Here is a 25,466-nt window from a genome sequence, read left to right as displayed (position 1 = left end):
TGTTATGCTTCTGCTAATTCTTGTTGTCTAAATTTTTCTATAGATTCTAAAAATGTTTTAGCCTCCTTTAAATAGGATGCCGCAAAAGCTTCAGAAGGTTCGTTCTTGTTTAATTGCAAAACCATATTCTCGAACCCACCAGTGACAGAAATTCTGCCATCCGCCACAAATTTTTCATCAAAATCCTTGATAATGAGGGCATGGGTGTTCACTTTAGCTTTCTCCGATGTCAACATTGCCTTTGCCGAATTCACCATAGAGGTATAGGCATAATATATACTAGCCGCCCATTTTTTCTCTTCGAACTTTTCTTCGGCCTGTTTAATTTTTTCTTCGCTCTCAAAAAGAAGCGTAGCAATTAAATCGATTACCACACCGGCACATTCACCAACACCGATTGCTTTTTCGTAACGCTCTTTGTTTCCCCAATCGATAAAATCTTCGGGGGTTAAATCGTCTACATTAGACAAGTGAGTCAGCAAGTCATAGAAATACATCTGTCCTTTTTCGGCATAGTAGTCCGAAAATGGTCTTCCGTTTCCATTTGCCCCAAAATCGTTCAAAATTAGCCGTAATGCTTCTGGACCCCTCTTACTGGGCACCTTTACGACCTTATCGGCAAACCTACCTTGACCGTTTCCATCATTACTACCCCCCAACAACACCTGAAGTGCAGGTGCCACCAATTTATCCTTGGTTCTAATGGACATCCCTTGAAAACCTATATTGGCCATGTTGTGCTGGCCACAGGCATTCATACAACCACTGATCTTTATAGTCACATCCTCATTACTTACATACTGCGGATATTCTGCCTTGATAACTCTTTCCAATTCTTCTGCGATACCGGTACTACTAGCAATTCCTAAATTACAGGTATCGGTACCGGGGCATGCCGTAATATCCAACGTCTTATTATAACCAGCCTCCGCAAAGCCCAATTTCTTTAATTCGCTGTAGAAAAAAGGAACCAGCTTTTGCCTAACATATGGTATTAATATATTCTGTCTTAACGACAGGCGAATCTCCCCTGCCGCATATTTCTGAACCAAATCTGCCAATAGCCTTGCCTTATCGGTATAAAAATCGCCCAACAACACTTTAATTCCGATCGCTACAAAGCCTTTTTGTTTTTGAGGCACCACATTAGTGCTCTTCCATGTTAAAAATTCTTTTTCATCGAATATGGAAACATCGGGAGCCTGTGCTTTTGAAACGGTCACTCTTGGATAACTGTCGGCATCTATAGGAAAACTTTCAAAAGGCACCGCTGTCTTTTCCTTTGCCAACAACTCTTTAAAAGCTTCTAAACCAAGGTCTTTTAATAAAAATTTCATTCTGGCCTTGGCCCTGCTCTTACGTTCACCGTATCTATCAAAAACCCGCACCACGGTTTCCATCAAAGGAATGATCTGGTCCGTGGGCAAAAATTCATAAAGCACATCGGCATGTCTGGGTTGCGAGCCCAAACCACCGCCCAACATTACCTTAAAGCCCCTTTCCCCTTGTTGCATTTTGGCTATAAAACCCAAATCGTGCATATATGACAATCCGGTATCGGCATCACTGGCAGAAAAAGAAACCTTAAACTTACGGCCCATTTCTTGACTTATGGGATTTCTTAAGAAATATTGAAACAATGCGTGTGCATATGGAGAGACATCGAAAGGCTCGTCTACATCTATACCGGCAGTTTCGCTGGCAGTGACATTTCTAACCGTATTACCACATGCCTCCCTTAGGGTAATGTCATCTTTCTCCAACTCTGACCATAACTCAGGTGTCCTGTTCAAATCCACATAATGTATCTGAATATCTTGTCTTGTGGTAATATGCAACCTACCCCTAGAATACTCATCGGATACATCACAAATACGGTGTAATTGTTTGGAGGTTACCTTACCGTAGGGTAATTTAATGCGTATCATTTGAACTCCCTGCTGGCGTTGACCATATATGCCCCTTGCCAAACGAAGACTTCGAAATTTTTCTTCATCCAGTTTTCCACCGTGAAACTCGTGAATCTTACGTTCTAGCTCTATGATATCCTTTGCTACAACTGGATTTTCTATTTCTGTTCTAAAACTTTGCATATCTATTGCTTGTTATGTGCCTTATTAATCTAGTTACCCTATAGAATTAATATATTATTAAAACATAAAACCCAAGGTTTAAATTGAGACACGCATTATTAATTACCTCTTTTAGCTTATGAATCCGGCCCCAACCGTGTTATTGGATTGAGTGTCGATTAAAATAAAGGAACCGTTGGTTCTATGATCTTTAAACTTATCATAGAAAATAGGTTTGTTCAACTTAAAACTTACCTGGGCTATATCATTCATTCCAAGGGCATCCGTTTCTTTATCTATCCCAGAATAGTCCGGGGCAATTTTATGGTGTACCTGATCCACCTTGGCCAACACTTTGTTTACACCATGTTGCACTATATATTTTTTTCCTGCCGACAATGGTTGGGAATCCATCCAAGAAATGGTGGCCGTAAATTGTTTTTCAATGGTCGGCAAGTCTCCAACTTTCACCAACATATCTCCCCTACTTAGGTTTATCTCATCTTCTAAGGTAATTGTAACAGATGACCTTCTAGATGCCGTTTTATATTTTTTATCGTAGAAATAAATCTCCTTGATTTTAGAACGGGTTTGCGAAGGTAGGGCCACTACCTCATCGCCCACACTTAACTCACCACCATAAACCTTACCGGCAAAACCACGAAAATCATGATGCTCCTCCGTTTTGGGCCTAATTACATATTGTACCGGAAAACGTGGGGTACCTACATTGTACACGTCTTTTCTGTCCAATGCCTCAAAATGTTCTAAAAGGGTCTGCCCCTTGTACCATGGCGTCTTTTCCGATTTGTTTACAACGTTATCGCCTTTTAAGGCACTTACCGGAATAAAGGTGATTTTCTGATCTTGATAATCCCTTTTCGCCATAAGTTTCTCAAAATCCGCTTTTATGGCGTTGTAGGTTTCTTCGGAGTAATCGACCAGATCCATTTTGTTTATGGCCACTACCACATCTTTTATTCTCAATAAATTATTAATGAAAAAATGCCTGTTTGTTTGTTCGATCACTCCTTTTCGCGCATCTATCAAAATAATGGCGGCCTGCGAGGTAGAAGCCCCGGTAACCATGTTACGGGTATATTCCACATGACCTGGAGTATCTGCTATTATATAACTCTTTTTCGCGGTCGAAAAATAAATATGAGCCACATCTATAGTGATACCTTGCTCGCGCTCGGCCACTAGACCATCTGTAGCCAACGAAAAATCCAAGTAATCATATCCTTTTTGCTTACTTGTTTTTTCAATGGCCTCCAGCTTATCGGAGGTCAGAGATTTGGTATCGTATAATATTCTTCCGATCAAGGTACTCTTACCATCATCTACACTACCTGCCGTTGCTATTTTTAGTACATCCATGTTTTTCTTTCTCTTCGGTTATTTACTAAAAGTATCCTTGTTGTTTTCTTTTTTCCATTGCTGCTTCAGAGCGCTTATCATCAATACGTGCACCACGTTCAGAAATAGTCGAATCCCTTATTTCCTCTACTACTTTATCTATGCTAACGGCATCTGAAAGCACGGCCGCCGTACAGGACATATCGCCCACGGTACGAAAACGCACCAATCGCTCTTCTACAACCTCATCTTCTTCTCTGTAAACAATACCATCCTCTGCGGACCAGATCATACCATCCCTTAAAAAAGTTTTACGTTTATGCGCAAAATAGATGGATGGGATTTCGATTTTCTCTTCTTTTATATAGGACCATACATCTAACTCTGTCCAGTTCGAAATAGGGAATACACGTACATTTTGACCTAGTTCTATTTGTCCATTCAACATATCGAACAATTCTGGACGTTGGTTACGCTCGTCCCACTGACCAAAATCATCGCGGACAGAAAAAATACGCTCTTTTGCCCTGGCCTTTTCCTCATCACGGCGAGCACCCCCAATACATGCATCGAACTTAAATTCCTCGATGGCATCCAATAAAGTGGTGGTCTGTAAAGTATTTCTGCTGGAATATCTTCCGGATTCTTCCTTTACTTTCCCTTGATCTATAGAATCCTGCACATTACGAACAATTAGCTCTAGACCAAGCTCTTTTACCAATCGATCTCTAAACTCGATAGTCTCGGGAAAATTATGCCCTGTATCAATATGCATTAAAGGAAAAGGAATTTTGGCAGGCCAAAAAGCCTTTTGAGCCAAGCGCACCAATGTTATAGAGTCTTTACCTCCAGAAAAAAGCAATACGGGCCTTTCAAATTGTGCCGCTACCTCTCTAATTATATAAATGGCCTCATTCTCGAGCGCATTAATGTGAGACGTATTTTCGTTAAGATCTAACTGCACTTCCGGTTCTTTTAATTCCATGTTCATTTTTTATTATGTATGTAATCCGCACTCTCTATTTTCCAATACTTTAGTGGGATCAAAATAATTATGTTCATTGGGAAGGTCATACTCCCTTAAATAAGAGTCCAATTGACTATCGCTGTAATGATAGAACGGACTCACCTTTAAAACACCATCTTTACTAAGGCTTAAAATATCGAGACTATCGCGTAAGGCGGTTTGCCCCTTTCGTAGATTCGTAAACCAAACATCTGGCCCGTGCTCTTCCATCGCCCTTGAAAAAGGCTCTAGTTTCACCTGTCTAGTAAACTCTGCATGCCTCGGATCATCTATTAAAGGAATACCCATTACAGCATCTCTATGTGCCGAAGTTTGCTTAGGTACGTACAACTTAATGTTCAGCTTTAACCTCTCTATAAGCTCCTCGGCATGTTTATAGGTCTTTGGTGTATTGTATCCGGTATCGCACCATATTACAGGTATATCTGCACTTACTTGGGTAACCGCATGTAAGATAGCTACCTCATAAGGTCTAAAATTGGTAGTAATTACCGGTTTATTTCCATACTCAACCGCCCATGATATTATTTCTGCGGGCGGAATACCCTTAAATTGGATATTCAACTGTTTTATTTGTGCTTCTGTCAACGCCATCTCTTTTTCTTACTAAATTATTTACCCCATTTTACTAGGTTCCAAGCTCTTTCATGAAAAAAGTACAACACCATTTTTGTTACAAAGTCTATAGAGGCGATCGAAGCTGCTATAGAAATCTTACCAGTTAGGATATACGATATCAACAAAGTATCTAACGTACCTATTACCCTCCAACTAAAGGCCTTAACTATACTACGAATTGGCTTTTCCGACTTTTTATCGTCGGTATAGTTCGTTTTAGAAGTCTTTTTATCTAAAATAAGTTGATCTACAATCATGTTTTAGTCTAAATTTAATACCCTACTGATTTAGTAGGGTTTTCAAAAGTAGTACAATATTTTTACCTAGGACAAATAAAATTCTGAAAATATTTATTTACCCTATAGATTTAATAGATTATTAACAAATTGCAGTAAAAATTTAAGTTTTATAAAAAAACACATTACCGAAGTATTGAATGTACAAGGTGTTTGTTACCCTGCTACGAGGATATCTTTTAAAGTATTATTTCTATACACCTCCAGAGCACTATCACGTACCTGCAACATTAGTTTATGCACAGAACATGTTTTTTCGTCGGGGCAATCATCACAGCTCTCGTAGAAATTTAGACTAACACATGGAACCATGGCAATAGGCCCTTCCAAGACCCTCATTACGTCCGTCATGGATATTTCTTCTGGTTTCTTAAGCAGGTAATACCCACCTCCTTTTCCCTTTTTAGAACCCAAAAAACCTGTCTTTCTTAGACTCAACAAAATACTTTCCAAAAACTTTTGGGAAATATTTTCCTGTTCTGCGATTTCAGCAATCTGAACGGGCTTGTTATCTTTTTGGGAAGCAAGATAAGTTAACGCCTTTAATCCGTATTTTGTCTTTTTAGAGAGCATGCCGCTAAGATAATTAAAATAACCTGTTCATCACCCCTTTGAAAGTAGAGCCTACTTTATGATCAACAATGATGTTCGCAACACAAACACCTTCTTAAGACCTTGCTAGATATATAGACCAGTTAAAACCCGCATAACCATACCACGACTTCATCGCACCATACACCTAAACTGTAACTTATTAATAACTTGATCAGCTACATTCTTTATTTAGGGCCTCATAGACTGTTAAATATTTGTTATCAACCTCAAAATGTTCGATTTACACCTTTTCTGACATTGAATAAATCATTACTTTCAACATTATCACCAACTCACATCATATTATGGCAAATTATAGTTTAAAGATCAATGGAAAGACCCAAGAATTAGAGGTTGATGGCAGCACCCCTATGCTCTGGGTACTCCGAGACCACCTAAACTTGGTCGGCACTAAATACGGTTGTGGCATAGCACAGTGCGGCGCATGCACCATACACTTGGATGGCAATGCAGTACGTTCTTGCCAATTACCGGTTTCGGCGGTAGGGGAACAAGAGATTACCACCATCGAAGGGCTATCCGAAAACGGAGACCATCCTGTTCAAAAGGCTTGGTTGGAAGAGGATGTATACCAATGTGGATATTGCCAAGCGGGACAGATTATGAGCGCATCAGCTTTACTTAATCGAAATCCCAATCCTTCCGATAGTGAGATTGAAGACGCTATGAACGGAAATATATGTAGGTGCGGCACCTATACCCGAATCAAAAAGGCCATTAAAACGGCCGTTGCCTCCGATAATGCCTCATAACCATCTTAAAACAAAGAAATGACACTCATAAAAACATCATTTAACAGACGATCTTTCCTCAAAAGCACCACCTTGGCGAGTGGCGGTATGCTACTTGGCTTTAGTTGGTTGGCATCATGTAAGGGCAAAACGGAAGCAGAGCTAATGCAAATGCCCAAAGAATGGTTCGACATCAACGGATTTTTAAAGATTGGCGACAATGGAATCGTAACCATTATGTCACCTAACCCCGAAATTGGCCAAAACGTTAAAACCGCCATGCCCATGATCGTTGCCGAAGAATTGGACATTGCCTGGAAAGATGTGATTGTTGAACAAGCTCCGTTGAACACCGATATTTTTCAGCGACAATTGGCAGGTGGCAGCCAATCTATAAGAGCCGGATGGCAAAGCTTGCGTATGGCAGGTGCCACGGCCAGACATATGTTAATTGCTGCAGCCGCAGAAGCATGGCAAGTGCCGGCCAATGAAATTACGACCAGTAACGGCGTATTAACACACGAAGCTTCTGGCAAATCTGCCAATTATGGAGAAATGGCTTCCGCTGCCTCTCTTATGGAAATTCCGGAAGAAGTGGAGCTAAAAGACCCGAAGGACTTTCATATAATTAGCACGGACAGAAAAAATGTAGACGGACTAAAGATAGTAACCGGAAAACCCCTCTTTGGACTAGACCAAAAAGAAGAAGGTATGCTCACCGCCATGATCATACACCCTCCTGCTTTTGGATACACCTTTAAATCTCTGGATGCAGAATCGGCAAAAGCAATGCCAGGCATAAAAGATATTTTTCCTATTGAAGTATATCCGGAAGGTGTAGAAAAACAATGGTCAGATGGAGGCGGTATTGCTAAATTGGTGGCCGTGGTAGGTGAAAGCACATGGCAATGTATGCAGGCCAAAAAGGAAGTTAAAGTAACTTGGGAAAAACCGGACATGCTAGAAAGTACGGCCACATACGAAGAAGCCCTTACAAAATTACTGGACACCCCGGCAAAAATGCCCGCACGTAAAGACGGTGATTTCGAAAAGGCTTTTAAAGGTGCTGCCAAAGTTATTGAACGCACCTACAGTGCCCCTTTCTTGTCACACAACACTATGGAACCAATGAACTTTTTTGCCAATGTAACGGCAGACAAAGCAATACTCAAAGGTCCTATTCAAACTCCAGAGTTTTTAGAAAAAACATTGGCCTCGGTGTTAAACATGCCTGTTGAAAAAATAGATATTATGATGACCCGTATGGGTGGTGGTTTCGGCCGTAGGCTATATGGTCATTTTGGTGTTGAAGCGGCCGTAATCTCTAAAAAAGTACAAGCCCCCATAAAACTGGTTTATACCCGTGAAGATGATATGACCCAAGGCACCTACCGCCCCGCATATAAAGTAAGGTTTAAGGCTGGCTTGGATAACGACAACAACCTCATCGCCTGGTATGTTAAAGGAGTTGGCACCAATGATGATTTAATTTTTGAGAATAGATTTCCGGCTGGGGCAGTACCCAATTATTTGGCCGAAAAAGAAATGCTTCAAACACAAATTACGACCGGTGCATGGAGAGCACCAAGATCTAACTTTATTGCCGGTGCTGAGCAGGCGTTTATGGACGAAGTAGCAGAAATGGCAGGTAAGGACCCCATAGATTTTCGTTTGGAACTATTCGAAAAGGCAATTGCCGAACCTGTCGGGGATCCAAAGACAAACGATTATGACCCCGAACGATTTGCCGGTGTACTAAAGTTGGTGAAAGAAAAATCTAATTGGAGCCAAAACAATACAAATAAAGCCAGAGGAGTATCTGCCTATTATTGCCACAATTCATACGTAGCACAGGTATTGGAACTTACCATGGACAGAAATAAACCAAAAGTGGACAAGGTTTGGTGTGCTGTTGATTGCGGTATAGTAATTAACCCCATAAGTGCCAGAAACCAAATAGAAGGTGGTATTATAGATGGTATAGGACATGCCACTTATAGTCAAATGACTTTTGATGACGGAGCCCCACAGCAAAAAAACTTTGATTCTTATCACCTGATAAGACATCAAGAAGCACCTAAAGAAATTGAAACTTTCTTTGTAGATAACGGTATAGACCCTACTGGCTTGGGAGAACCTTCTTTACCTCCAGTAATAGGAGCTTTGGCCAATGCCATGTACAAGGCAACCGGAAAACGTTTTTATAACCAACCTTTTATTTTAGAAAAAGAGGTGGTCGGATAACCTTATATTATCTTTAACACAAAACAACAAGGCTTCCCACAAAAACAAGGGAAGCCTTGTTATTATATTTTTCTCCCTTTACCAAATGCACCTCAACAAAAACATCCATTATTCTTTAGCACATTGAATTTCAGAATTAAAAAAGCCCCGTTTTTAACGAGACCTTTCTTTACCCCTTCATACACATAAATCTAGCCCAAGGCTTGATCTATATCTGCAATGATATCATCTATATGTTCTAAGCCTACCGAGATACGAACCATACCCTCGCTAATACCTGAAGCGGCACGCTCCTCTATAGATAATTTACTGTGTGTAGTCGATGCCGGGTGGGTCACTATACTTCTTGTATCGCCCAAATTAGCAGAAAGTGACAACAGTTTAATGGAATCGAAAAATTTTCGTCCGGCCTCAAGCCCTCCTTTTACCTCAAAGGCCACCACACAACCGCCTGCCTTCATCTGTCTCTTGGCCACCTCGTATTTAGGATGCGATTTTAAGAACGGGTATTTAACCCAATTTACCTGATCGTGCCCTTCTAAAAACTCGGCTAATCTTAGGGCGTTTTCACAATGGCGGTCTACCCTAACCGCCAAAGTTTCCAGACTCTTGGACAACACCCAAGCATTGAACGGAGAAATGGCCGGCCCGGTAATTCTGGAAAAACGGTACACCTTGTCAACCAATTCCCTACTTCCTACCGTGATACCCGCCAAAACACGACCTTGACCATCCATTAGTTTTGTTCCTGAATGAATCACCAAATCGGCTCCAAATTTTATGGGCTGTTGTAAGTATGGTGACGCAAAGCAATTATCTATCACCAACAGTACATTGTGTTTTTTCGCTATTTTTCCCAATACCTCCAAATCTAAAATATCTACTCCTGGATTGGTCGGTGTTTCCGCATATATCAACTTAGTAGAAGGGGTAATCAAAGCATCTATGCCATCTAGGTCATTGATATCAAAATAACTGTGTGATATATTCCATTTTGGAAAAAAATTATTGAACAACGAATGTGTTGAACCAAAAATACTTTGTGCGGACACCACATGATCGCCACTACTTAACAAGGCCGCCAAGGTAGAGAACACTGCCGCCATACCCGATGAAAAAGCAAAACCATCTTCAGCACCTTCCATCTGGCATACCTTTTCTATAAACTCCGATGAATTAGGATTGGAATAGCGAGAGTAAATATTACGTTCTTTTTCTTCAGCAAAAGAAGCCCTCATATCTTCGGCATCCTCGAATACAAAACTTGAAGTAAGGTACAAGGGAACGGAATGTTCCAAATTTTCACTTCTCTTAAGCTGTGTTCTTATGGCATTGGTCTCAAATTTTTTCATATTAACTTTTTTCTGCAATTCTTAATACATCACCGAATACACCCCTGGCCGTAACCGCAGCACCCGCTCCAGCACCTTGAATAACTAAAGGATTTTCACCGTACGACTCCGTATATATTTCTATAATGGAATCTGAACCTTTTACCTGTCCCAAGGCACTTTCTTTGGGAACAGAAATAAGTTTAACCTCTAAAATACCTTTTTCTTTTTGCAGATCACCATGCAAATCACCTACATATCTTAAAACATGATCCGCTTTTTGGTTTTGTTTAATCTCATTGAATTTATCATCCAATATTTCTAGATTATCCATAAAAGACTCGATACTTCCTTTCTGTAATGTAGGCGGAATCAGATTTTGAATGGATATATCAGAAAATTCATTGCTCAGATCTAACTCCCTTGCCAAAATCAATAGCTTTCTGCCTACATCGTTTCCAGATAGGTCTTCGCGCGGATCTGGCTCGGTAAACCCTTGTTGTTTGGCATCTTTCAAAATAGAGGAAAACGTAGCATTACCTTCAGAAAAGGTATTGAAAATATAACTTAACGAGCCCGAAAAGACCCCTTTGATCCTTGTTATGTTCTCACCCGATAAATGCAATAACTTAATGGTATCTATCAATGGCAACCCTGCACCGACATTAGTTTCATAAAGATATTGTTTTTGATGTTTAGACAACTCTTCCCGTAACAATTGATAATAATCAAACCCAAGGGTATTGGCTATCTTATTGGAAGAGACTACATCAAAACCGTTTTCTACAAAGTCAAAGTAATGCGCCACAAAATCTTCACTTGCCGTGTTATCTACCACGATCAAATTTTCTAAATGGTTGTTTTTGGCAAATTCGATAATACTTTTAATAGAGTAAGGCTGACCCTTTTCTTTGATAGCCGTCTTCCAATTACCTGTAACCCCATTAGCACTTAACAATGCTTTTCTGGAATTAGCGATAGCAAAAACACGCAAATCGATACTTTTTCTTTGCTCAATACTCTTGGCTGATTCTAAAACCTGATCGATCAAGGTGCCACCTACGTTCCCATGTCCAAAAACGGCAAGATTTACCCTTTTACTGACTCCAAAAATTTGACCATGTATAACATTTATCGCCTTGGTCAGGTCCGATTTTTTCACCACCAAACTCACATTCTTTCCAGAAACGGTGTTATTAAACAACAATGGAACTATTTGATTCTTTATAAGGGCGTTGAATGGCTTATGAAAAGTACTTAGGTCTTGCCCTACTACAGAAATAACAGAAACATCGGCCACTACTTTGATCATATTGATGTCTTGCGACTTAAAGTCGCTCGAAAACTCGTTTTCCAAAGCTTTTTTGGCCCTTTCTGCCTTATTTCGTTTTACGACCAAACCAATTCCTCTTTCAGATGACCCCTGAGAAATAATGCTTACACTTATATTGATTGCCTCTAGGGTTTTAAAAATACGTGCGTCTATACCCACTTTACCCAACAGCCCCCTTCCTTCCAGGTTTATCAAGGCCACATCTTCTATAACAGAAATGGACCTAATACCTTCTTTACTAGACTTGGCACTGATTAAAGTACCCTCGTTATCATCATTGTAGGTATTTAAAATACGTAAAGGAATGTTCTTCTCTATCAGCGGAATAATGGTTTTGGCATGTAGAATCGTAGCACCAAAATTGGCCATTTCATTTGCCTCGGCATAACTTAAGTTGGCTATACGTTTTGCTTCTGCCACATAATCGGGGTTTGCGGTGAAAATACCATCTACATGGGTATAGTTCTGCAACTCTTCGGCATCTAGAAAATTAGCCAGCAATGCTGCACTATAATTACTTCCATTTCTGCCCAAGGTAGTGGTCTCACCATCTTCGGTGGCCGCTATAAAACCAGTAATCACCGGTACGGCATCATGGGGAAGTTCGGCAAATTTCAACAATACCTTCTCTTTTGAAATATGCTCCAACACTTTTGCATCACCAAAATTGGCGTCGGTAACGATCAATTCCCTTGAATCTATAAAATGCGCATTTACCCCTTTACCAATTAATAATTTTGAGACCAGTTTTGCTGAGATCAATTCGCCATAGGCCATAACCTCATCCTTTATTTTAGCACTGTAATCACCGAGCAAAGAAACTCCTTCGAACAACTTAGCCAAGGCCTTGAACTCTTTAGAAAGACTTACATTGCCATAGGTATGTTTTTGATACTTTTCCATGGCTACAAAATCATCCATATAAGGTTGTCCCTTTGCCGCCTTTTCCAACATATTCTCCAACTGGTCGGTAGCTTTTTCCCTTGCGGACAATACCACTACTATGTTTTCGCCAGATGCTACCTTTGACAAGATTACATTCAGCACGCGCTCCAGACCCTCTCCATTGCTCAACGATTTACCGCCAAACTTCAACACCTTCACCTTTTTAGATTTTCCGTTGGTGTTAAAAATCGAATGCAACAATTTTTCCATTTGCTCAAATTCGATCAGGAAAGCATCATGCCCATGTAATGATTGTACTTCGCCATAGGTTACATTGCTATTGGCCTGTGCCAATTGCTTAAAGGTATCCTTGTTTTCTTTTGCCGTAAAAAATAAATCTGAATCTACCCCTATTATATGGATATTGGTATCGCTGTTCTGCAGATTTATAAAGTTCTCATCGCCATTACGGGTAATGTCTATTGTCTTTAACAGCTGATTCATCAACTTATAGGCAGATAACTGAAAACGTTCCTGTAATTTCTCCCCATGGTGCATTAACCAACTCTCTACATTGAATACCTGAAGCTCTTCGTTGGTACTTCTTTTAAAACGCTCCTTAAAAGATTCGGGGGTACGGTAGCACAACATCGCATGCATACGGGCATCGTGCACCGGCTGCTTCGAATTAACCAAAAACTGTTCTTGAATCTGGCAATTGGCAATAAGCCAATCTGTCGACTTCCAATCCGATGCTACGGGCACCAAGTGCTCCGTTAAATGGGGATCCAATGCGGCCATTTCCCATGCTATACCACCGCCCAAAGATCCGCCTATAATCGCAAAAAGCTTTTTTATCTTCAACTGCTCTAAGCCCAAAAGAAAAATACGGGCCATATCAGCCGCTACGAAATCCTTATAATTTTCGATTACGAACGAATCATAACCGTTCCCAGGAATATTGAAACATAACACCGTATACTTATTCGTATCAATGCACTTTCCATCTCCAATAAGGGCCGACCACCATCCGCCTTCGCCGGTAACGTTAGAGTTTCCGGTCAAGGCATGATTCACCAAAATAATGGGCGCCGTATGCAATGGGGCCCCAAACAATTGGTACGACAGTTCTATATCTTGTGTTACTCCAGAGAGAGTGACAAAATTTTCTACTTTTAGGTGATGTAGCATAAGATGCCAATATTAATTATGGCTTAGCCAATGACAAGCCACAAATTGTTTTTATCTAATAATTTAATATTCTTATGCCAATATCGACTTATCAATAGCGGCAAAGGCCTGTTCCAGATCCGCCTTCAGATCTTCAATATCCTCTAGCCCCACAGACAACCTTATTAAATCTTGGCTTACCCCCGCACTTTCTTGTTGCTCCGCGTTCAACTGTTGGTGCGTAGTACTTGCAGGGTGAATGATTAAAGATTTGGTGTCTCCGATATTCGCCAACAAAGAAAATATTTTCGTGGCATCGGTGAATTGTTTGGCCGCTTCAAAACCTCCTTTTACTCCAAAGGTAACCAATCCGCTTTGGCCTTTGGGCAGGTATTCTTCCGCCAGCTCTCTATATTTACTACTTTTTAATCCAGGGTAATTGACCCAAGCCACTTCTTCCCTACCTTCTAACCACTGGGCAAGCTCCAATGCATTGGCACTATGCTGCTTAATTCGTACCGGCAGGGTCTCCAAGCCCTGTAGGATTTGAAAAGCATTGAACGGACTCAAGGCTCCTCCAAAATCACGAAGTCCTTCCAATATTAATTTGTAAGTATAGGCTGCGGCTCCTAATGCCTCGCTATAAACCAAACCATGATACCCCGCAGAGGGCTCTGTAAATTCTGGAAATTTTCCATTGGTCCAGTCGAAGGTACCCGCATCTATGATTGCCCCTCCCAATGAAGTGCCCTGTCCTCCTATATATTTGGTGAGCGAGTGAATAACAATATTGGCACCATGCTCTATAGGATTTAACAATGCCGGTGTAGCTACCGTATTATCCACAATAAAAGGAACTTGGGCCGCTTTTGCCTCTTTAGATATTCCTTTTAGGTCAAGTACGTCCAATTTTGGATTCCCAAGAGATTCTACGAAAAAAGCCCTAGTATTTTCCTGTACCGCTTTCTTAAAGTTTGCAGGATCAGAGGCATCCACAAAAGTTGTAGTGATTCCCAATCTTGGAAGGGTAACATTTAAAAGGTTAAAAGTACCGCCGTATAAACTACTTGAAGCTACTATATGATCTCCTGATTTTAAAAGTGTTAGTAACCCCGTAGAAATTGCAGCCGTACCCGAAGCAAATACAACGGCCCCCACTCCGCCTTCTACAGCAGCCAATCTATCTTGCAATATCTGATTGGTAGGGTTGTTTAAACGGGTATAGATAAACCCCAACTCCGCCAAAGAAAATAAGTTGGCGGCATGATCCGTGTTGTTAAACACATAGGACGAAGTTTGGTAAATGGGTACAGCCCTTGTGCCTCCTGCCTGTGTAGTGTCATGCCCTGCATGTAAAGCGTTTGTTGCTAATTTTTGATTACTCATGATTTTGTTTTTTTAAATAGTTAAGTCCTTCGGCCATCCTATGGACACGTTAAATGATAAAAAAACCCAAACCCAAGCCAACCGACTAATCGGCATGGTAAAATCAAAAAGTTATAAGAAAGCGAAATCGAAGAAAATTCGATGACTGTTATCCTTCCCCTAAGGGGTAGAATGTAGCACCTTCTTTGTATGGAACAAAGGGTTGCTAAGGCTTCAAAGGGTCCAATCCCTCCACCTTTCTTGATAACTATTCAATATGCGTTTGAACTTATTGCTGCAAATATAAGGTCAGAAAGTTTTAAAAACCTAATGATTAACAAAAAATAATGAAAGTAAGGGCATGTGTTAGAAAAATGAACAATCCCTATCAACTAAAATTTCTTTGCAAAACTACTTTAACACAGAAAACTCTATACTAGAATCTGTAAATACCGTATGCGTCTGTGTCTTGAAGTCTTCTTTTTCAGCTTCAAAAATGTTGTCCACATAGGTCTGCGGGTTTAAATCTATCAACGGAAACCATGTACTCTGTACCTGCACCTGTAGTTTATGTCCTTTTTTAATGGTATGAAAAACATCTTGTAGTTTAATATTCACCGCAGTCTTTTCATTAGGCACGAAGGGTTCTGGGTCAGAAAAACTGTTTCTGAACCTACCTCTTAACACCTCGCTACGTACCATTAAATGATAGTTGCTCATCTTTAAATGGTCTTGCATATCTTCATGTGTTTCTTCAGAGGCTGGGTGCACATCTATTATTTTTACGATCCAATCGGCGGCCGTACCTGTAGTTGCTACCTTTAATTTGGCCATAATATCACCGGCAAGAGTCAGGTCCTCATCAAGAACATTGGTCTCGAACACCAATACATCTGAACGTCTGGCTGCAAACCGCTGATCATCGGTCATATATTTTCTTGGGGTAAACACCGATTTTATATCCTCGGAGTATGGTACCGGCTTTTTAACATCGCTTATAAATTTAATTTCGGCATTGCCCTTCTGCTCATTCGTTAATTCTTGATTCTCCGACAAGAACATTTCTTGTTTTACTACACCTTTAGGCGGCCAAGAATCGTACTGTTTCCATTCTTTTCTACCTGAATCAAAAACATATGCTTCTGGTAGTCCACTATTTTTATCTCCACTACCCTTTAAAAAATGATGAAAGAACTTTGTTTCTATTTCTTCTTGAAAAAATTCCGAAATACCTTCTCCGAAATAATAATTGCCCACAACATTCTTTCCTCTTCTTCTTGCCCATGCACCATGATCCCAGGGCCCAAATACCAAGGTATTGTAATTGTCCTTGTTATATTTCTCTATATTTTTATAGGTTTCTAAAGGACCATAGAGATCCTCGGCATCGAACTCCCCGGCCACTACCATGGTAGCAACATGACTCTTTACATTTTTAAGGTGCTGTATTAACCCTCTACTTTGCCACAATTCATCATAATTCGGATGCTCTTTGAGCTCGTTCCAAAAAAAGTCATCTGTCTTACCATCCACTGCCATTCTTGGCGAATCTCCTGTTTCATACTCAAAAAAGGAGTTTAGATTTTTTAAAGGTCCCGCATCCAAGAAAAATTGATACTGGTCTTCTGTCTGTAGATCTGGTAATGTATACCAAGCTGTATCTGTCGGTTGATCGCCATTAGGGCGCGGAGTTCCAAAAAGAGAGGTGGCCCTAAAGTAACTCAACATATAGGCACCATTATGATGAAAATCGTCAAAAAAGAAATCACCTATACTCGCCTGCGGAGAGGCCGCCTTTAATGCCGGGTGGGCATCTACCGTAGCGTAGGTAGAATAAAACCCAGGATACGAGATTCCCCAAATACCAACATTACCATTATTGTTTTCCACATTATTTACCAACCATTCTATAGTATCATAGGTATCAGAGCTTTCATCTACGTCCTTTTCAGAAGTCTTATTCGGAATATAGGCTCGCATATTCTCATAATGCCCCTCGCTGAGCCATCTTCCCCGCACATCTTGATACACTACTATATACCCTTCTTTCATCATATGAATATTTGGCCCTATCTTTTCTTTGAAATTACCTTCACCATAGGGTCTTGAACTATAGGGCGTACGTTGCATTATAATAGGATATTCTTGTGAAGTGTCTTTGGGGGAGTATATAGTCGTGTGTAATTTAACACCGTCACGCATTTCAATATCAACCTCTTTTTTCGTGTAATTATCCGATACATAGGTATCTGAAACCTCTGCCTGTTCTATATTGGCAGTTTTCTTGCATGAAACATAAATTGAAACAAAAAGAACAGAAATAAATAGGTACCTCAGCGTAGACTTTGACATGACATTATTTTTTTTAAGATCTTAAATCTACTAAAGTTTAAGACCCTATAAAACAAAAAAGGACCAAAAAATGGTCCTTTTTATATGAATACATTAAGTACGTCTTTGAAAGTGGCACTAAAGACATTTTTCTAATATTAGGTTTAAAACTACAGCCTAAGTCCTAGCCCCTTTAAAACAAGTTTATATATTAAAAACAGCCTTTACATCGTCTACCATATCTAACTTTTCCCATGTAAAAAGCTCCACATCCTTTTCTACTCTTCCATTATAGGGCGATTCAAAAACCTTGGTCACGGTCTTAGGCTCTTTACCCATGTGACCATAGGCAGCTGTCTCTAAATAGATGGGGTTTCTGAGTTTTAAACGCTCTTCGATCGCAAAAGGCCTCATATCAAAAAGCTGTTTTACCTTTTCTGCAATTTCACCATCGGTCAAAGCTACATTTGAAGTACCGTAGGTATCTACAAAAATCGATGTAGGCTCTACTACTCCTATGGCATAACTTACTTGTACTAAAATCTCGTCGGAAACACCTGCAGCTACCAAATTTTTGGCAATATGCCTAGCTGCATAAGCAGCACTACGGTCTACCTTACTAGGGTCTTTACCACTAAAGGCTCCACCACCATGGGCTCCTTTGCCCCCATAGGTATCCACGATTATTTTTCTGCCCGTTAACCCGGTATCACCATGTGGCCCCCCAATAACAAATTTTCCGGTTGGATTAATATGATAGGTTATCTGATCATCGAACAACTGCTGTATATTTTCCGGCAACTGCTCTTTAACCCGTGGTATCAACAAGGCTACTATATCGGACTTAATTTTTGCCAACATTTTATCATCATCAGCGTCAAAGGCATCATGCTGGGTAGAGATTACAATAGTATCTATACGTTGCGGTATATTGTCATCGGAATACTCTATGGTAACCTGGGCCTTTGCATCCGGTCTAAGGTAATTTATCTCTTTACCTTCCCTTCTCAATTCTGCCAACGTATGTAATATCTTATGACTAATGTCCAATGCCAATGGCATATAGTTCTCTGTCTCCTTAGTAGCGTAACCGAACATCATACCTTGATCACCGGCTCCCTGTTCTTCTTTCTCCCCGCGATCTACTCCTTGATTAATGTCTTGCGACTGTTCGTGGATCAAAGAAATAACACCACAAGAATCTCCACTAAATTGATACTCCCCTTTCGTATAACCAATTTTATTGATCACATCCCTAGCAATGTTCTGTACATCCAAATAGGTGTTGCTCTTGACCTCACCGGCCAAGACTACCTGTCCCGTAGTCACCAATGTCTCACATGCCACCTTGCTCTCTGGGTCAAATGCCAAAAAGTGATCCAAAAGAGCATCACTTATTTGGTCGGCAACTTTGTCTGGGTGACCTTCACTCACAGACTCTGAGGTAAATAAATACGCCATAACATTTTTATGTTTGCAAAAAGATTTGAAAGAAAGAGGCTAAAGAAGTAATTGCTGACTCTTGAAGAGCTATCGAACTAGTTTCGAAACAAACTGCTTTAGCATTTTTAACGAGGTTGCAATCAGTCAAATCCTTCCTCTTAATTATAAATAGAGTGCAAAAGTATAAAAAATGTTTAGTTCAATATACCTATATCTCCTTATTTATTTCCCTTTTCATAAATTCAATCGACCTCTTACGATACAATAACCTTTATATATCATATTTCACGGAGAAAAGAAGATAGCGTGGTTGAACATAATATGCCTGAGTACTAAAGTACAATTCATTGGTACTGTCTAAATTCAATGTTGTTGTGTTCAACAAATTCGTACCTTTTATACCATACTCCCAACGGCTGCCTTTTTTCTGATAGGTAAGGTTAGACTCTAAAAAACTATACGAGTTTGAAATAGTATCGGCATCATTCGTATAATTATAGTAATCATAGTCCATCGTAAAAATAAAATTCTTGAGAAAGCTAACATCGAACCTGGCATAAGGTCTGCTTGTATAAAAAATAGATTTTACATCACCATTTTCATAATTGTTCACCGTATACCTGTAGCCAAGCTCTAAATTGGGTGCGTTGGTGAAATTTGTAGACAATGCACCTGTATAGTTCTGCGTAAAGGAGTTAGAGGTACTTTGTGCATTATCGACAAGGTTGTTGGTGGTAGACCAACCTACATTGGCCCTTACGGACCCCTTTATCTTGCCAAAAGTACGTTCGTACCTTCCACTGGCCGTTAACGATTCGTCTTCGAAATTAGAATTTATAGTACTACTTACCCTATTGATACCAACGATATTGGCGCTGCTCTTTAAAGCATCTATACGCTTTGTATAGGCAATGTTCGCAAAAATATTGGTAAAATTGAACATGTTGAAACTAAAGAAATTCAACGAAAGATTGTGGTTGAGCGAACTTTCCAAATCCCTGTTACCACTATATAGCGAATTATAACCGTTAAGAACATAACCTTGTGCAAAATTGCTCACATCTGTAAAAGAACGTGTAATTTGATAATTGAACCGAAGATTTTCCGATTTTTTAAGTTGGGCATTTATATACACATCTGGCAATAACGTGGTAAGGTTATCTTCAACCACCGTACCTAGCTGTTCGTTTTTAACATTGTATTGATGCAGTGTAACCCCCGGGTTAAAAGTAAATATTCCAGAGATAACCTTATAATGCAAGCCCATATATAGGTCCGAAATATTAAACCTAACTTCATTTCCAAATTCTTCGCCATCCATGTTCAGAGTTTCTTCATTATCCAAAATCTGGTATATGGCCGTGTTAAAATTCTGATGACTTTGTGTGGTACCCAAAGTAAGGTTCAAATTACTTTTTGCCCCCAATACTCTATAATAATCGACTTTTGCATCAATTTTATTGGTCACTACATTTTTGGCCTGGTTTATATTATAACTGTCTTGCCCCTCATCTACAGGAAAAATATCAACAAAGGCAAATTCATCCCTAATGGCCTCATAAAACGGGTCTTCGTCTTGGTACAAGTGTTGTGCCTCTATAGCAAATATATTCTTGTCGTTTAGAGTGTAATAAACATTAAGGTTTTGGTTTAAAGCTAAGGGCTTTTGCTTTTTGACCTCCGATATTTCATCGGTTATAGAGGAAACCGACAGTACATTTACCTCTTCGTTATCATCGGACTGTTTTAACAGCACATCATAATCTAACTGAAAATCTTCATCGGGTTTATATCTTGCACTCAACTTGGCCAAACCCAGATGTACGGTCTGATCTGTATCTGTGGTTGCCATTTCAACATCGTCGCTCGCAATATAAGTTGTGTTTCTATCTGTCTTCATCAATGTTCCCGTGTACGAATAAATACCAAAACCACTTAGATCAAGACTTTCGGTTGGCGAATAACTAAAATTAGCGGCTGCAAATTTTGTATCTATATCATTGGCCCTATTGTTCTGGGTCGCAGAAAGGCCCAGCGCATCGGCACCAGTCGAAATTGAACTGCCCCCTCTAGAGTTAATATTTCTAAAACCTCCTGTAAAATTCCTATAATCGTTACGGGTAAAAGGCACTTCGCCGATATTGTTCAAATCGGTAATAATGTTGATACTGTATTTAGGACTATAATAAAATAGCTTAGGGTGTGCCAAATACCTATTGTCAGGACCGTAACCTGCAGTCAATTCTCCAAACCAAAAATTCTTTTTGCCTTGTTTTAATTTAATATTAAGGGCAACGTTATCGTCATCATTGGTAAGCCCTTTCATTTGGGACACCTCGTTATAGTTTCGCAACACCTCAACTTTACTCAGGGCATTGGCAGGAATATTCTCAACGGCCAATTTTGAATCTCCGTCAAAAAAATCTTTCCCCTCGACCATAACCTTTGAAACAGTTTTACCTTCTACCTCAATTTGCCCATCATCGTCTATCTCTATTCCCGGTAAGTTTTCCAGCACATCCTTTAACTTTTTTTCAGTACCGGACACAAATGAATCCGTATCATATACAATTGTGTCGCCCTTTACCGAAACCGGCATCTCATAGGTAACCTCGACACCATCCAATTGGGCTGCCTCTTCATGCATCACAACGTCTTTAACAGCATCAACATCGGTAGCGGTAAAGGTAAAAGACTCCGTCTTAAACCCGAGGTAACTGATTTTAACGGTGTACTGGCTGCCTGTTTTCAATTTCAATTTATATAAACCCGCATGGTTGGTAATACCATATGATTCCAAGCCATTTGTTTCGGTGTTTATCGCAATTACATTGGCCATATCCACACCCACACCTGTACTGTCCTTAACCGTTCCGGTCAATGAAATTTCTTGTGCCTTAACCGCAACCACCAACATAAAGAACAAGACAAAAAGCGATACATTTTTCATTATCAATCTATTAGAAGTAAAAAAATTGGAATTAAAAAGATTTAAGAGAATTATTAAAAACGGCCGTTACCACGTCCACCACCTCTATTTCTGAAATTCTCGCGCATCTCTTTAGTTTTTTCTTGTGCAATGGTATCGTATTCCTCTTGTGTCACTTTTTTGCCCTTGCTAGGTGCCTTTATCTCCACTTTTTCGGCAGGGTTCAGTACAATCTGAGAACACACTATAGTGGTTATATCATCGCTCACGGCCAAAATAAGACCTGGAAGCCCCCAGTATGAACCAGGACCTTGGTTCACGGGTATCTCGGGGGTGTACCATGCAACCACCTCCACTTCCTTAATTATAAATTCTTCCTCTTGGTTCTCTTCTTCCCCTTCTTTATCATCTTCTCCCCTATTACCTCCCGGACCACGGAAAATGGCACGCATATTAGGCCGCTTGATCGTCTTTACGGCAGTCGCCTTAAAAGCGGTATAATTACCTATTTGTCTGGTTTCGCTCTCCAATTTCCAATCTAGCTTTTCCAACGAATCCTCAACCAAGAAAATTTTTCCGAACAGATCGTTCTTCATCAAATATTTCTCTTCCTTTATATTTTTGTACAAATCTCCTTCTGAACTGGAAAAACCTCCAAAACGGGGACCTCGACCACCACCTCTTCCGCCGGGTTGCTCTAACTTTTCCTGCTCCTCGTAAATAGATTCTGTTTGATTAAAAATAAGCTCATAAGTCTTTTCATTGGCCTTTTTTATTCTTTCCAACATCTCCTTTTTACGATCTTCAGGTATTTGTCGGTTACCAAAATCCATATTCACCTGAGTTTTGCTCTGATATGTTGCTTTTCCCTGAAAATCTTGAGACATAAGCGTCGCCGTACCAACAAACAGCATTAGTAAAAAAGAGTGGAATTTATTCATGGGTCATAACTTTAGTTATTTGATAAGATGTAATTTATTGCCCATGGTTTAACCTAAAAACCAAAAAATGAATTTTTAACATTTTTTTTAGAACACAATTACATCATAACACCATCGTTATCCACATTGTGACATGATTAAAAAGAAGCTATTAATTTCAACGACTATTTTTTCTTATAACTTAATATACTTTGTATATTCGATTTTAAACTTTTTAGTCTCCTAACCATTAAAGAATACTAAAAATGCATATTGCAGTAGCCGGAAATATTGGAGCTGGTAAAACCACATTAACAAGATTATTAGCCAAACATTATAAGTGGGAGGCTCATTTTGAGGATGTTGTAGACAATCCGTACCTAGATGATTTCTATACACAAATGGAACGCTGGAGCTTTAACCTCCAGATTTATTTTTTAAATAGCCGTTATCGCCAAATACTGGAGATACGGGAATCGGGCAAAGATGTTATACAAGATCGAACCATTTACGAAGATGCCCATATTTTTGCCCCCAACCTACACGCCATGGGGTTAATGACCAACCGTGATTTTCAAAATTACACCAGCCTGTTCGAGCTTATGGAAAGTTTGGTGGACCCCCCAGAATTATTGATCTATTTAAGAAGTTCTATTCCTAATTTGGTAAAACAAATACATAAACGGGGAAGAGATTACGAAAACACAATATCCATCGATTACCTTAGCCGACTAAACGAACGTTATGAAGCTTGGGTTCATGGGTATGAAAAAGGAAAACTTTTAGTAATAGATGTTGATGAACTTGATTTTGTGGACAACCCAGAAGACCTGGGCAGTGTTCTAAATAAAATTGATGCAGAAATCAACGGCTTGTTTTAAAATACCTTTATTCAATAAAACCATGCTCTTTTGCATGGGCCATGGCTTCAGAAGTTTTATCCACGATCAAAAAAGGAATATGCTTAAAATCAGAGAACAACTTTGATACTCTGGCCATTCTTTTTTTATGCGAAACACTTCTTAAATAAATAGCCTTTACCCTATTGGGGAACATTTTTGATATTTCTATATAAATATCGGCATCCCGTTCCCCACTATCCCCTATTAATATAAAAGATAGATCAGGGTATGTATTTAGAATATTGGTTATCTCTTTTTGTTTTTGAGGCTTGTCATCCCCTTTGCGCCTACGTGTAAAGCTCGACATGGTCCGCAATAAAATAGGACCTTTTGGAAAATTGTTGGCCGTTAGAAACAATTCCAAATAACGATAAAGGTTCCAAGGGCTATGACTCACATAAAAAATAGGGTTCGCTTCGTCTTGGGTCTTTCCCTTGTGTAACTGATGATAAAAATCTGCAGCACCCTCCAAAGGTCTTCTATTTATAGCCCTTTTAAAAATGGTATTGATGATCACCTTCCACTTTAACGAAGAAACAACACCTGTATGCAAAATGGTATCGTCTATATCGCTAATTACACCAAAACGAGCCGTTTTACTAGGTATAAGCATTTCACCGGGAAACCGATTCTGATTTAAGATTTCATGTTTAAGATTCGTATCAGTAAAGGAAATATCAAAATTTACCCAACCCTCACTATTTGCATAAGCCGATAAACCATCGAAAGTCTCGTTGATCAAAAAATAACCTTCATCATCGGTTTTACCTTGCACCACCTTGTTGTCTCCAAATACTATTCGTATCGGGGTATTTCTAATTTCATCGGTCTCAAATCTTTTCCATGTATTCAGAAGCAGGTTTATGGCACCTTTTTGTCCTAGGTCAATGTCTTCATCCTCTAGAGCTCTTCCACGGGCATAAAACCTATTTTCAGAGCCATAACCATGAAAGACAATTATCTGTAATTTATCCCTTTTTAGAAAACCCATAGTACCAAAAATACATTCAAATTTAATTTGTGAAAGAAAAAACAGGCAACAAAAAGATGAAATGCACTTTTACTCACCCAACACACTGTTTGCCTAATTGCTCATTTTTTATTCAAGGCTTAACATCTAGCTTTAAGAATATTAAAAAATAAATGTCTCACATGGCTTAATGTCAAGAGCCAAAAAACCTTAAAAGATGAAACCAAAAAAGAATCCTAAAAAAGACCTAACCAAAAAAAGCGGCCTATACTTTGTATTTGGCCTAACACTGGTATTATGTATTTCTTTTATCGCCCTAGAATGGAAAACGTATAAAAAGCATTATGATCCAGGTATAGCCATGAGCAAACCCGATGATTTAATAGAAGAAATAATTCCAGAAAACTTTAAGGTTGAAAAACCTAAAATTAAACAGGTTCTACCACCAGAAATTAAAGTAGAAGAGAACGATGTAGAAATTGATGAAACCGAAATATTACCTACGGAAGCCGATGCCGAAACCGAAGTTCTGGAAGCAAAGGACATTGAAGTGGAGGAAATCGAAGAAACAGTAGAAGTCAATTGGGTTACTATTGAAGAAGTTCCCGTTTTTCCTGGTTGCGAAAAAGAAAAAGACAAAAGAGCCTGTTTCAACAAAATGATGCAAAAACACATTCAAAAACATTTTAGATATCCAGAATTAGCACAAGAAATGGGCATTCAGGGCAGGGTAAACACCCAATTTATCATTCAAAAAGACGGAAGTATCGGCCTGATCAAAAAAAGAGGGCCCCACAAAGTATTGGAAGACGAAGCGGTGCGCATTTTGTCAAAACTGCCTAAAATGACGCCCGGAAAGCAACGCGGAACGCCTGTAAAGGTACCTTTTAGTATGCCCATCAACTTTAAATTACAGTAAACAAAA

Annotated in this window: 18 protein-coding genes and 1 riboswitch; of the genes, 4 read left to right on the top strand and 14 right to left on the bottom strand. The window is 39.5% G+C overall.

The features are described from left to right. Nucleotides 1-2: 2 nt before the first annotated feature. The 6 genes from AB657_RS17080 to AB657_RS17055 form a co-directional block, all read right to left on the bottom strand. Complete coding sequence (locus AB657_RS17080) at nucleotides 3-2,093, bottom strand: HEPN domain-containing protein (RefSeq protein ID WP_047247605.1); 2,091 nt, start codon at nucleotides 2,091-2,093, stop codon at nucleotides 3-5. Between the two features lie 111 nt (nucleotides 2,094-2,204). Continuing rightward, the gene (locus tag AB657_RS17075) at nucleotides 2,205-3,452 is read right to left on the bottom strand and encodes a sulfate adenylyltransferase subunit 1 (RefSeq protein ID WP_047247604.1); all 1,248 of its coding nucleotides are present in this window, start codon (nucleotides 3,450-3,452) and stop codon (nucleotides 2,205-2,207) included. 25 nt (nucleotides 3,453-3,477) lie between these two features. After that, nucleotides 3,478-4,416 (bottom strand): sulfate adenylyltransferase subunit CysD, encoded by a 939-nt coding sequence (gene cysD / locus AB657_RS17070; protein ID WP_047248064.1) that lies wholly within the window; start codon nucleotides 4,414-4,416, stop codon nucleotides 3,478-3,480. Between the two features lie 12 nt (nucleotides 4,417-4,428). Further along, nucleotides 4,429-5,052: a phosphoadenosine phosphosulfate reductase domain-containing protein gene (locus tag AB657_RS17065; RefSeq protein WP_047247603.1), complete on the bottom strand. Its 624-nt coding sequence runs from the start codon at nucleotides 5,050-5,052 to the stop codon at nucleotides 4,429-4,431. A 17-nt stretch (nucleotides 5,053-5,069) separates the two neighbouring features. After that, on the bottom strand, nucleotides 5,070-5,333 hold the full coding sequence (locus AB657_RS17060) for a DUF2061 domain-containing protein (protein ID WP_047247602.1): 264 nt from the start codon (nucleotides 5,331-5,333) through the stop codon (nucleotides 5,070-5,072). A 195-nt stretch (nucleotides 5,334-5,528) separates the two neighbouring features. Continuing rightward, nucleotides 5,529-5,945: an RrF2 family transcriptional regulator gene (locus AB657_RS17055; RefSeq protein WP_047247601.1), complete on the bottom strand. Its 417-nt coding sequence runs from the start codon at nucleotides 5,943-5,945 to the stop codon at nucleotides 5,529-5,531. 326 nt (nucleotides 5,946-6,271) lie between these two features. Here AB657_RS17055 and AB657_RS17050 point away from each other — a divergent pair, with 326 nt between their 5' ends. After that, nucleotides 6,272-6,739: a (2Fe-2S)-binding protein gene (locus tag AB657_RS17050; protein WP_047247600.1), complete on the top strand. Its 468-nt coding sequence runs from the start codon at nucleotides 6,272-6,274 to the stop codon at nucleotides 6,737-6,739. A gap of 18 nt (nucleotides 6,740-6,757) precedes the next feature. After that, a complete protein-coding gene (locus AB657_RS17045) occupies nucleotides 6,758-8,962 on the top strand; it encodes a xanthine dehydrogenase family protein molybdopterin-binding subunit (protein ID WP_047247599.1) in 2,205 nt (734 codons plus the stop codon). Nucleotides 8,963-9,153: 191 nt separating this feature from the next. Here AB657_RS17045 and AB657_RS17040 read toward each other — a convergent pair whose 3' ends face one another. The 7 genes from AB657_RS17040 to AB657_RS17010 form a co-directional block, all read right to left on the bottom strand. Then, on the bottom strand, nucleotides 9,154-10,314 hold the full coding sequence (locus AB657_RS17040; protein WP_047247598.1) for a trans-sulfuration enzyme family protein: 1,161 nt from the start codon (nucleotides 10,312-10,314) through the stop codon (nucleotides 9,154-9,156). Nucleotide 10,315: 1 nt separating this feature from the next. Then, complete coding sequence (gene thrA, locus AB657_RS17035; protein ID WP_047247597.1) at nucleotides 10,316-13,702, bottom strand: bifunctional aspartate kinase/homoserine dehydrogenase I; 3,387 nt, start codon at nucleotides 13,700-13,702, stop codon at nucleotides 10,316-10,318. A 72-nt stretch (nucleotides 13,703-13,774) separates the two neighbouring features. Further along, nucleotides 13,775-15,067, bottom strand: a complete 1,293-nt coding sequence (locus AB657_RS17030; RefSeq protein ID WP_047247596.1) for an O-acetylhomoserine aminocarboxypropyltransferase/cysteine synthase family protein — start codon at nucleotides 15,065-15,067, stop codon at nucleotides 13,775-13,777. A gap of 145 nt (nucleotides 15,068-15,212) precedes the next feature. Continuing rightward, nucleotides 15,213-15,317: riboswitch (SAM riboswitch) on the bottom strand. Nucleotides 15,318-15,457: 140 nt separating this feature from the next. Further along, complete coding sequence (locus tag AB657_RS17025) at nucleotides 15,458-17,398, bottom strand: CocE/NonD family hydrolase (RefSeq protein ID WP_047247595.1); 1,941 nt, start codon at nucleotides 17,396-17,398, stop codon at nucleotides 15,458-15,460. A 183-nt stretch (nucleotides 17,399-17,581) separates the two neighbouring features. After that, complete coding sequence (gene metK / locus AB657_RS17020) at nucleotides 17,582-18,838, bottom strand: methionine adenosyltransferase (protein ID WP_047247594.1); 1,257 nt, start codon at nucleotides 18,836-18,838, stop codon at nucleotides 17,582-17,584. A gap of 253 nt (nucleotides 18,839-19,091) precedes the next feature. Beyond that, nucleotides 19,092-21,770: a TonB-dependent receptor gene (locus AB657_RS17015; protein WP_052958744.1), complete on the bottom strand. Its 2,679-nt coding sequence runs from the start codon at nucleotides 21,768-21,770 to the stop codon at nucleotides 19,092-19,094. 53 nt (nucleotides 21,771-21,823) lie between these two features. Further along, entirely contained in the window at nucleotides 21,824-22,690 is an 867-nt protein-coding gene (locus AB657_RS17010; RefSeq protein WP_047247593.1) for a GLPGLI family protein, read from the bottom strand. Nucleotides 22,691-22,935: 245 nt separating this feature from the next. On the opposite strand from AB657_RS17010, the gene AB657_RS17005 reads away from it, so the two are divergent. Further along, nucleotides 22,936-23,550 carry a deoxynucleoside kinase gene (locus AB657_RS17005; protein WP_047247592.1) on the top strand — a complete coding sequence of 205 codons (615 nt, stop codon included), beginning with the start codon at nucleotides 22,936-22,938 and terminating at the stop codon, nucleotides 23,548-23,550. 7 nt (nucleotides 23,551-23,557) lie between these two features. Here AB657_RS17005 and AB657_RS17000 read toward each other — a convergent pair whose 3' ends face one another. Then, nucleotides 23,558-24,562 (bottom strand): App1 family protein, encoded by a 1,005-nt coding sequence (locus AB657_RS17000; RefSeq protein WP_047247591.1) that lies wholly within the window; start codon nucleotides 24,560-24,562, stop codon nucleotides 23,558-23,560. Between the two features lie 196 nt (nucleotides 24,563-24,758). Between AB657_RS17000 and AB657_RS16995 the strand changes: the two genes are divergently transcribed. Then, on the top strand, nucleotides 24,759-25,460 hold the full coding sequence (locus AB657_RS16995) for an energy transducer TonB (RefSeq protein WP_047247590.1): 702 nt from the start codon (nucleotides 24,759-24,761) through the stop codon (nucleotides 25,458-25,460). Nucleotides 25,461-25,466 lie beyond the last annotated feature (6 nt).

The sequence above is a fragment of the Maribacter thermophilus genome (assembly GCF_001020565.1).
Lineage (GTDB): Bacteria > Bacteroidota > Bacteroidia > Flavobacteriales > Flavobacteriaceae > Maribacter > Maribacter thermophilus.
Note: the sequence above shows the minus strand (reverse complement) of the source record. Positions and strands in the feature narration are given on the sequence as shown.

What these genes read in the sequence shown, in the direction of transcription:
- AB657_RS17080 (WP_047247605.1), bottom strand. Translation starts at nt 2,093, where the DNA reads ATGCAAAGTTTTAGAACAGAAATAGAAAATCCAGTTGTAGCAAAGGAT.
- AB657_RS17075 (WP_047247604.1), bottom strand. Translation starts at nt 3,452, where the DNA reads ATGGATGTACTAAAAATAGCAACGGCAGGTAGTGTAGATGATGGTAAG.
- cysD (WP_047248064.1), bottom strand. Translation starts at nt 4,416, where the DNA reads ATGGAATTAAAAGAACCGGAAGTGCAGTTAGATCTTAACGAAAATACG.
- AB657_RS17065 (WP_047247603.1), bottom strand. Translation starts at nt 5,052, where the DNA reads ATGGCGTTGACAGAAGCACAAATAAAACAGTTGAATATCCAATTTAAG.
- AB657_RS17060 (WP_047247602.1), bottom strand. Translation starts at nt 5,333, where the DNA reads ATGATTGTAGATCAACTTATTTTAGATAAAAAGACTTCTAAAACGAAC.
- AB657_RS17055 (WP_047247601.1), bottom strand. Translation starts at nt 5,945, where the DNA reads ATGCTCTCTAAAAAGACAAAATACGGATTAAAGGCGTTAACTTATCTT.
- AB657_RS17050 (WP_047247600.1), top strand. Translation starts at nt 6,272, where the DNA reads ATGGCAAATTATAGTTTAAAGATCAATGGAAAGACCCAAGAATTAGAG.
- AB657_RS17045 (WP_047247599.1), top strand. Translation starts at nt 6,758, where the DNA reads ATGACACTCATAAAAACATCATTTAACAGACGATCTTTCCTCAAAAGC.
- AB657_RS17040 (WP_047247598.1), bottom strand. Translation starts at nt 10,314, where the DNA reads ATGAAAAAATTTGAGACCAATGCCATAAGAACACAGCTTAAGAGAAGT.
- thrA (WP_047247597.1), bottom strand. Translation starts at nt 13,702, where the DNA reads ATGCTACATCACCTAAAAGTAGAAAATTTTGTCACTCTCTCTGGAGTA.
- AB657_RS17030 (WP_047247596.1), bottom strand. Translation starts at nt 15,067, where the DNA reads ATGAGTAATCAAAAATTAGCAACAAACGCTTTACATGCAGGGCATGAC.
- AB657_RS17025 (WP_047247595.1), bottom strand. Translation starts at nt 17,398, where the DNA reads ATGTCAAAGTCTACGCTGAGGTACCTATTTATTTCTGTTCTTTTTGTT.
- metK (WP_047247594.1), bottom strand. Translation starts at nt 18,838, where the DNA reads ATGGCGTATTTATTTACCTCAGAGTCTGTGAGTGAAGGTCACCCAGAC.
- AB657_RS17015 (WP_052958744.1), bottom strand. Translation starts at nt 21,770, where the DNA reads ATGAAAAATGTATCGCTTTTTGTCTTGTTCTTTATGTTGGTGGTTGCG.
- AB657_RS17010 (WP_047247593.1), bottom strand. Translation starts at nt 22,690, where the DNA reads ATGAATAAATTCCACTCTTTTTTACTAATGCTGTTTGTTGGTACGGCG.
- AB657_RS17005 (WP_047247592.1), top strand. Translation starts at nt 22,936, where the DNA reads ATGCATATTGCAGTAGCCGGAAATATTGGAGCTGGTAAAACCACATTA.
- AB657_RS17000 (WP_047247591.1), bottom strand. Translation starts at nt 24,562, where the DNA reads ATGGGTTTTCTAAAAAGGGATAAATTACAGATAATTGTCTTTCATGGT.
- AB657_RS16995 (WP_047247590.1), top strand. Translation starts at nt 24,759, where the DNA reads ATGAAACCAAAAAAGAATCCTAAAAAAGACCTAACCAAAAAAAGCGGC.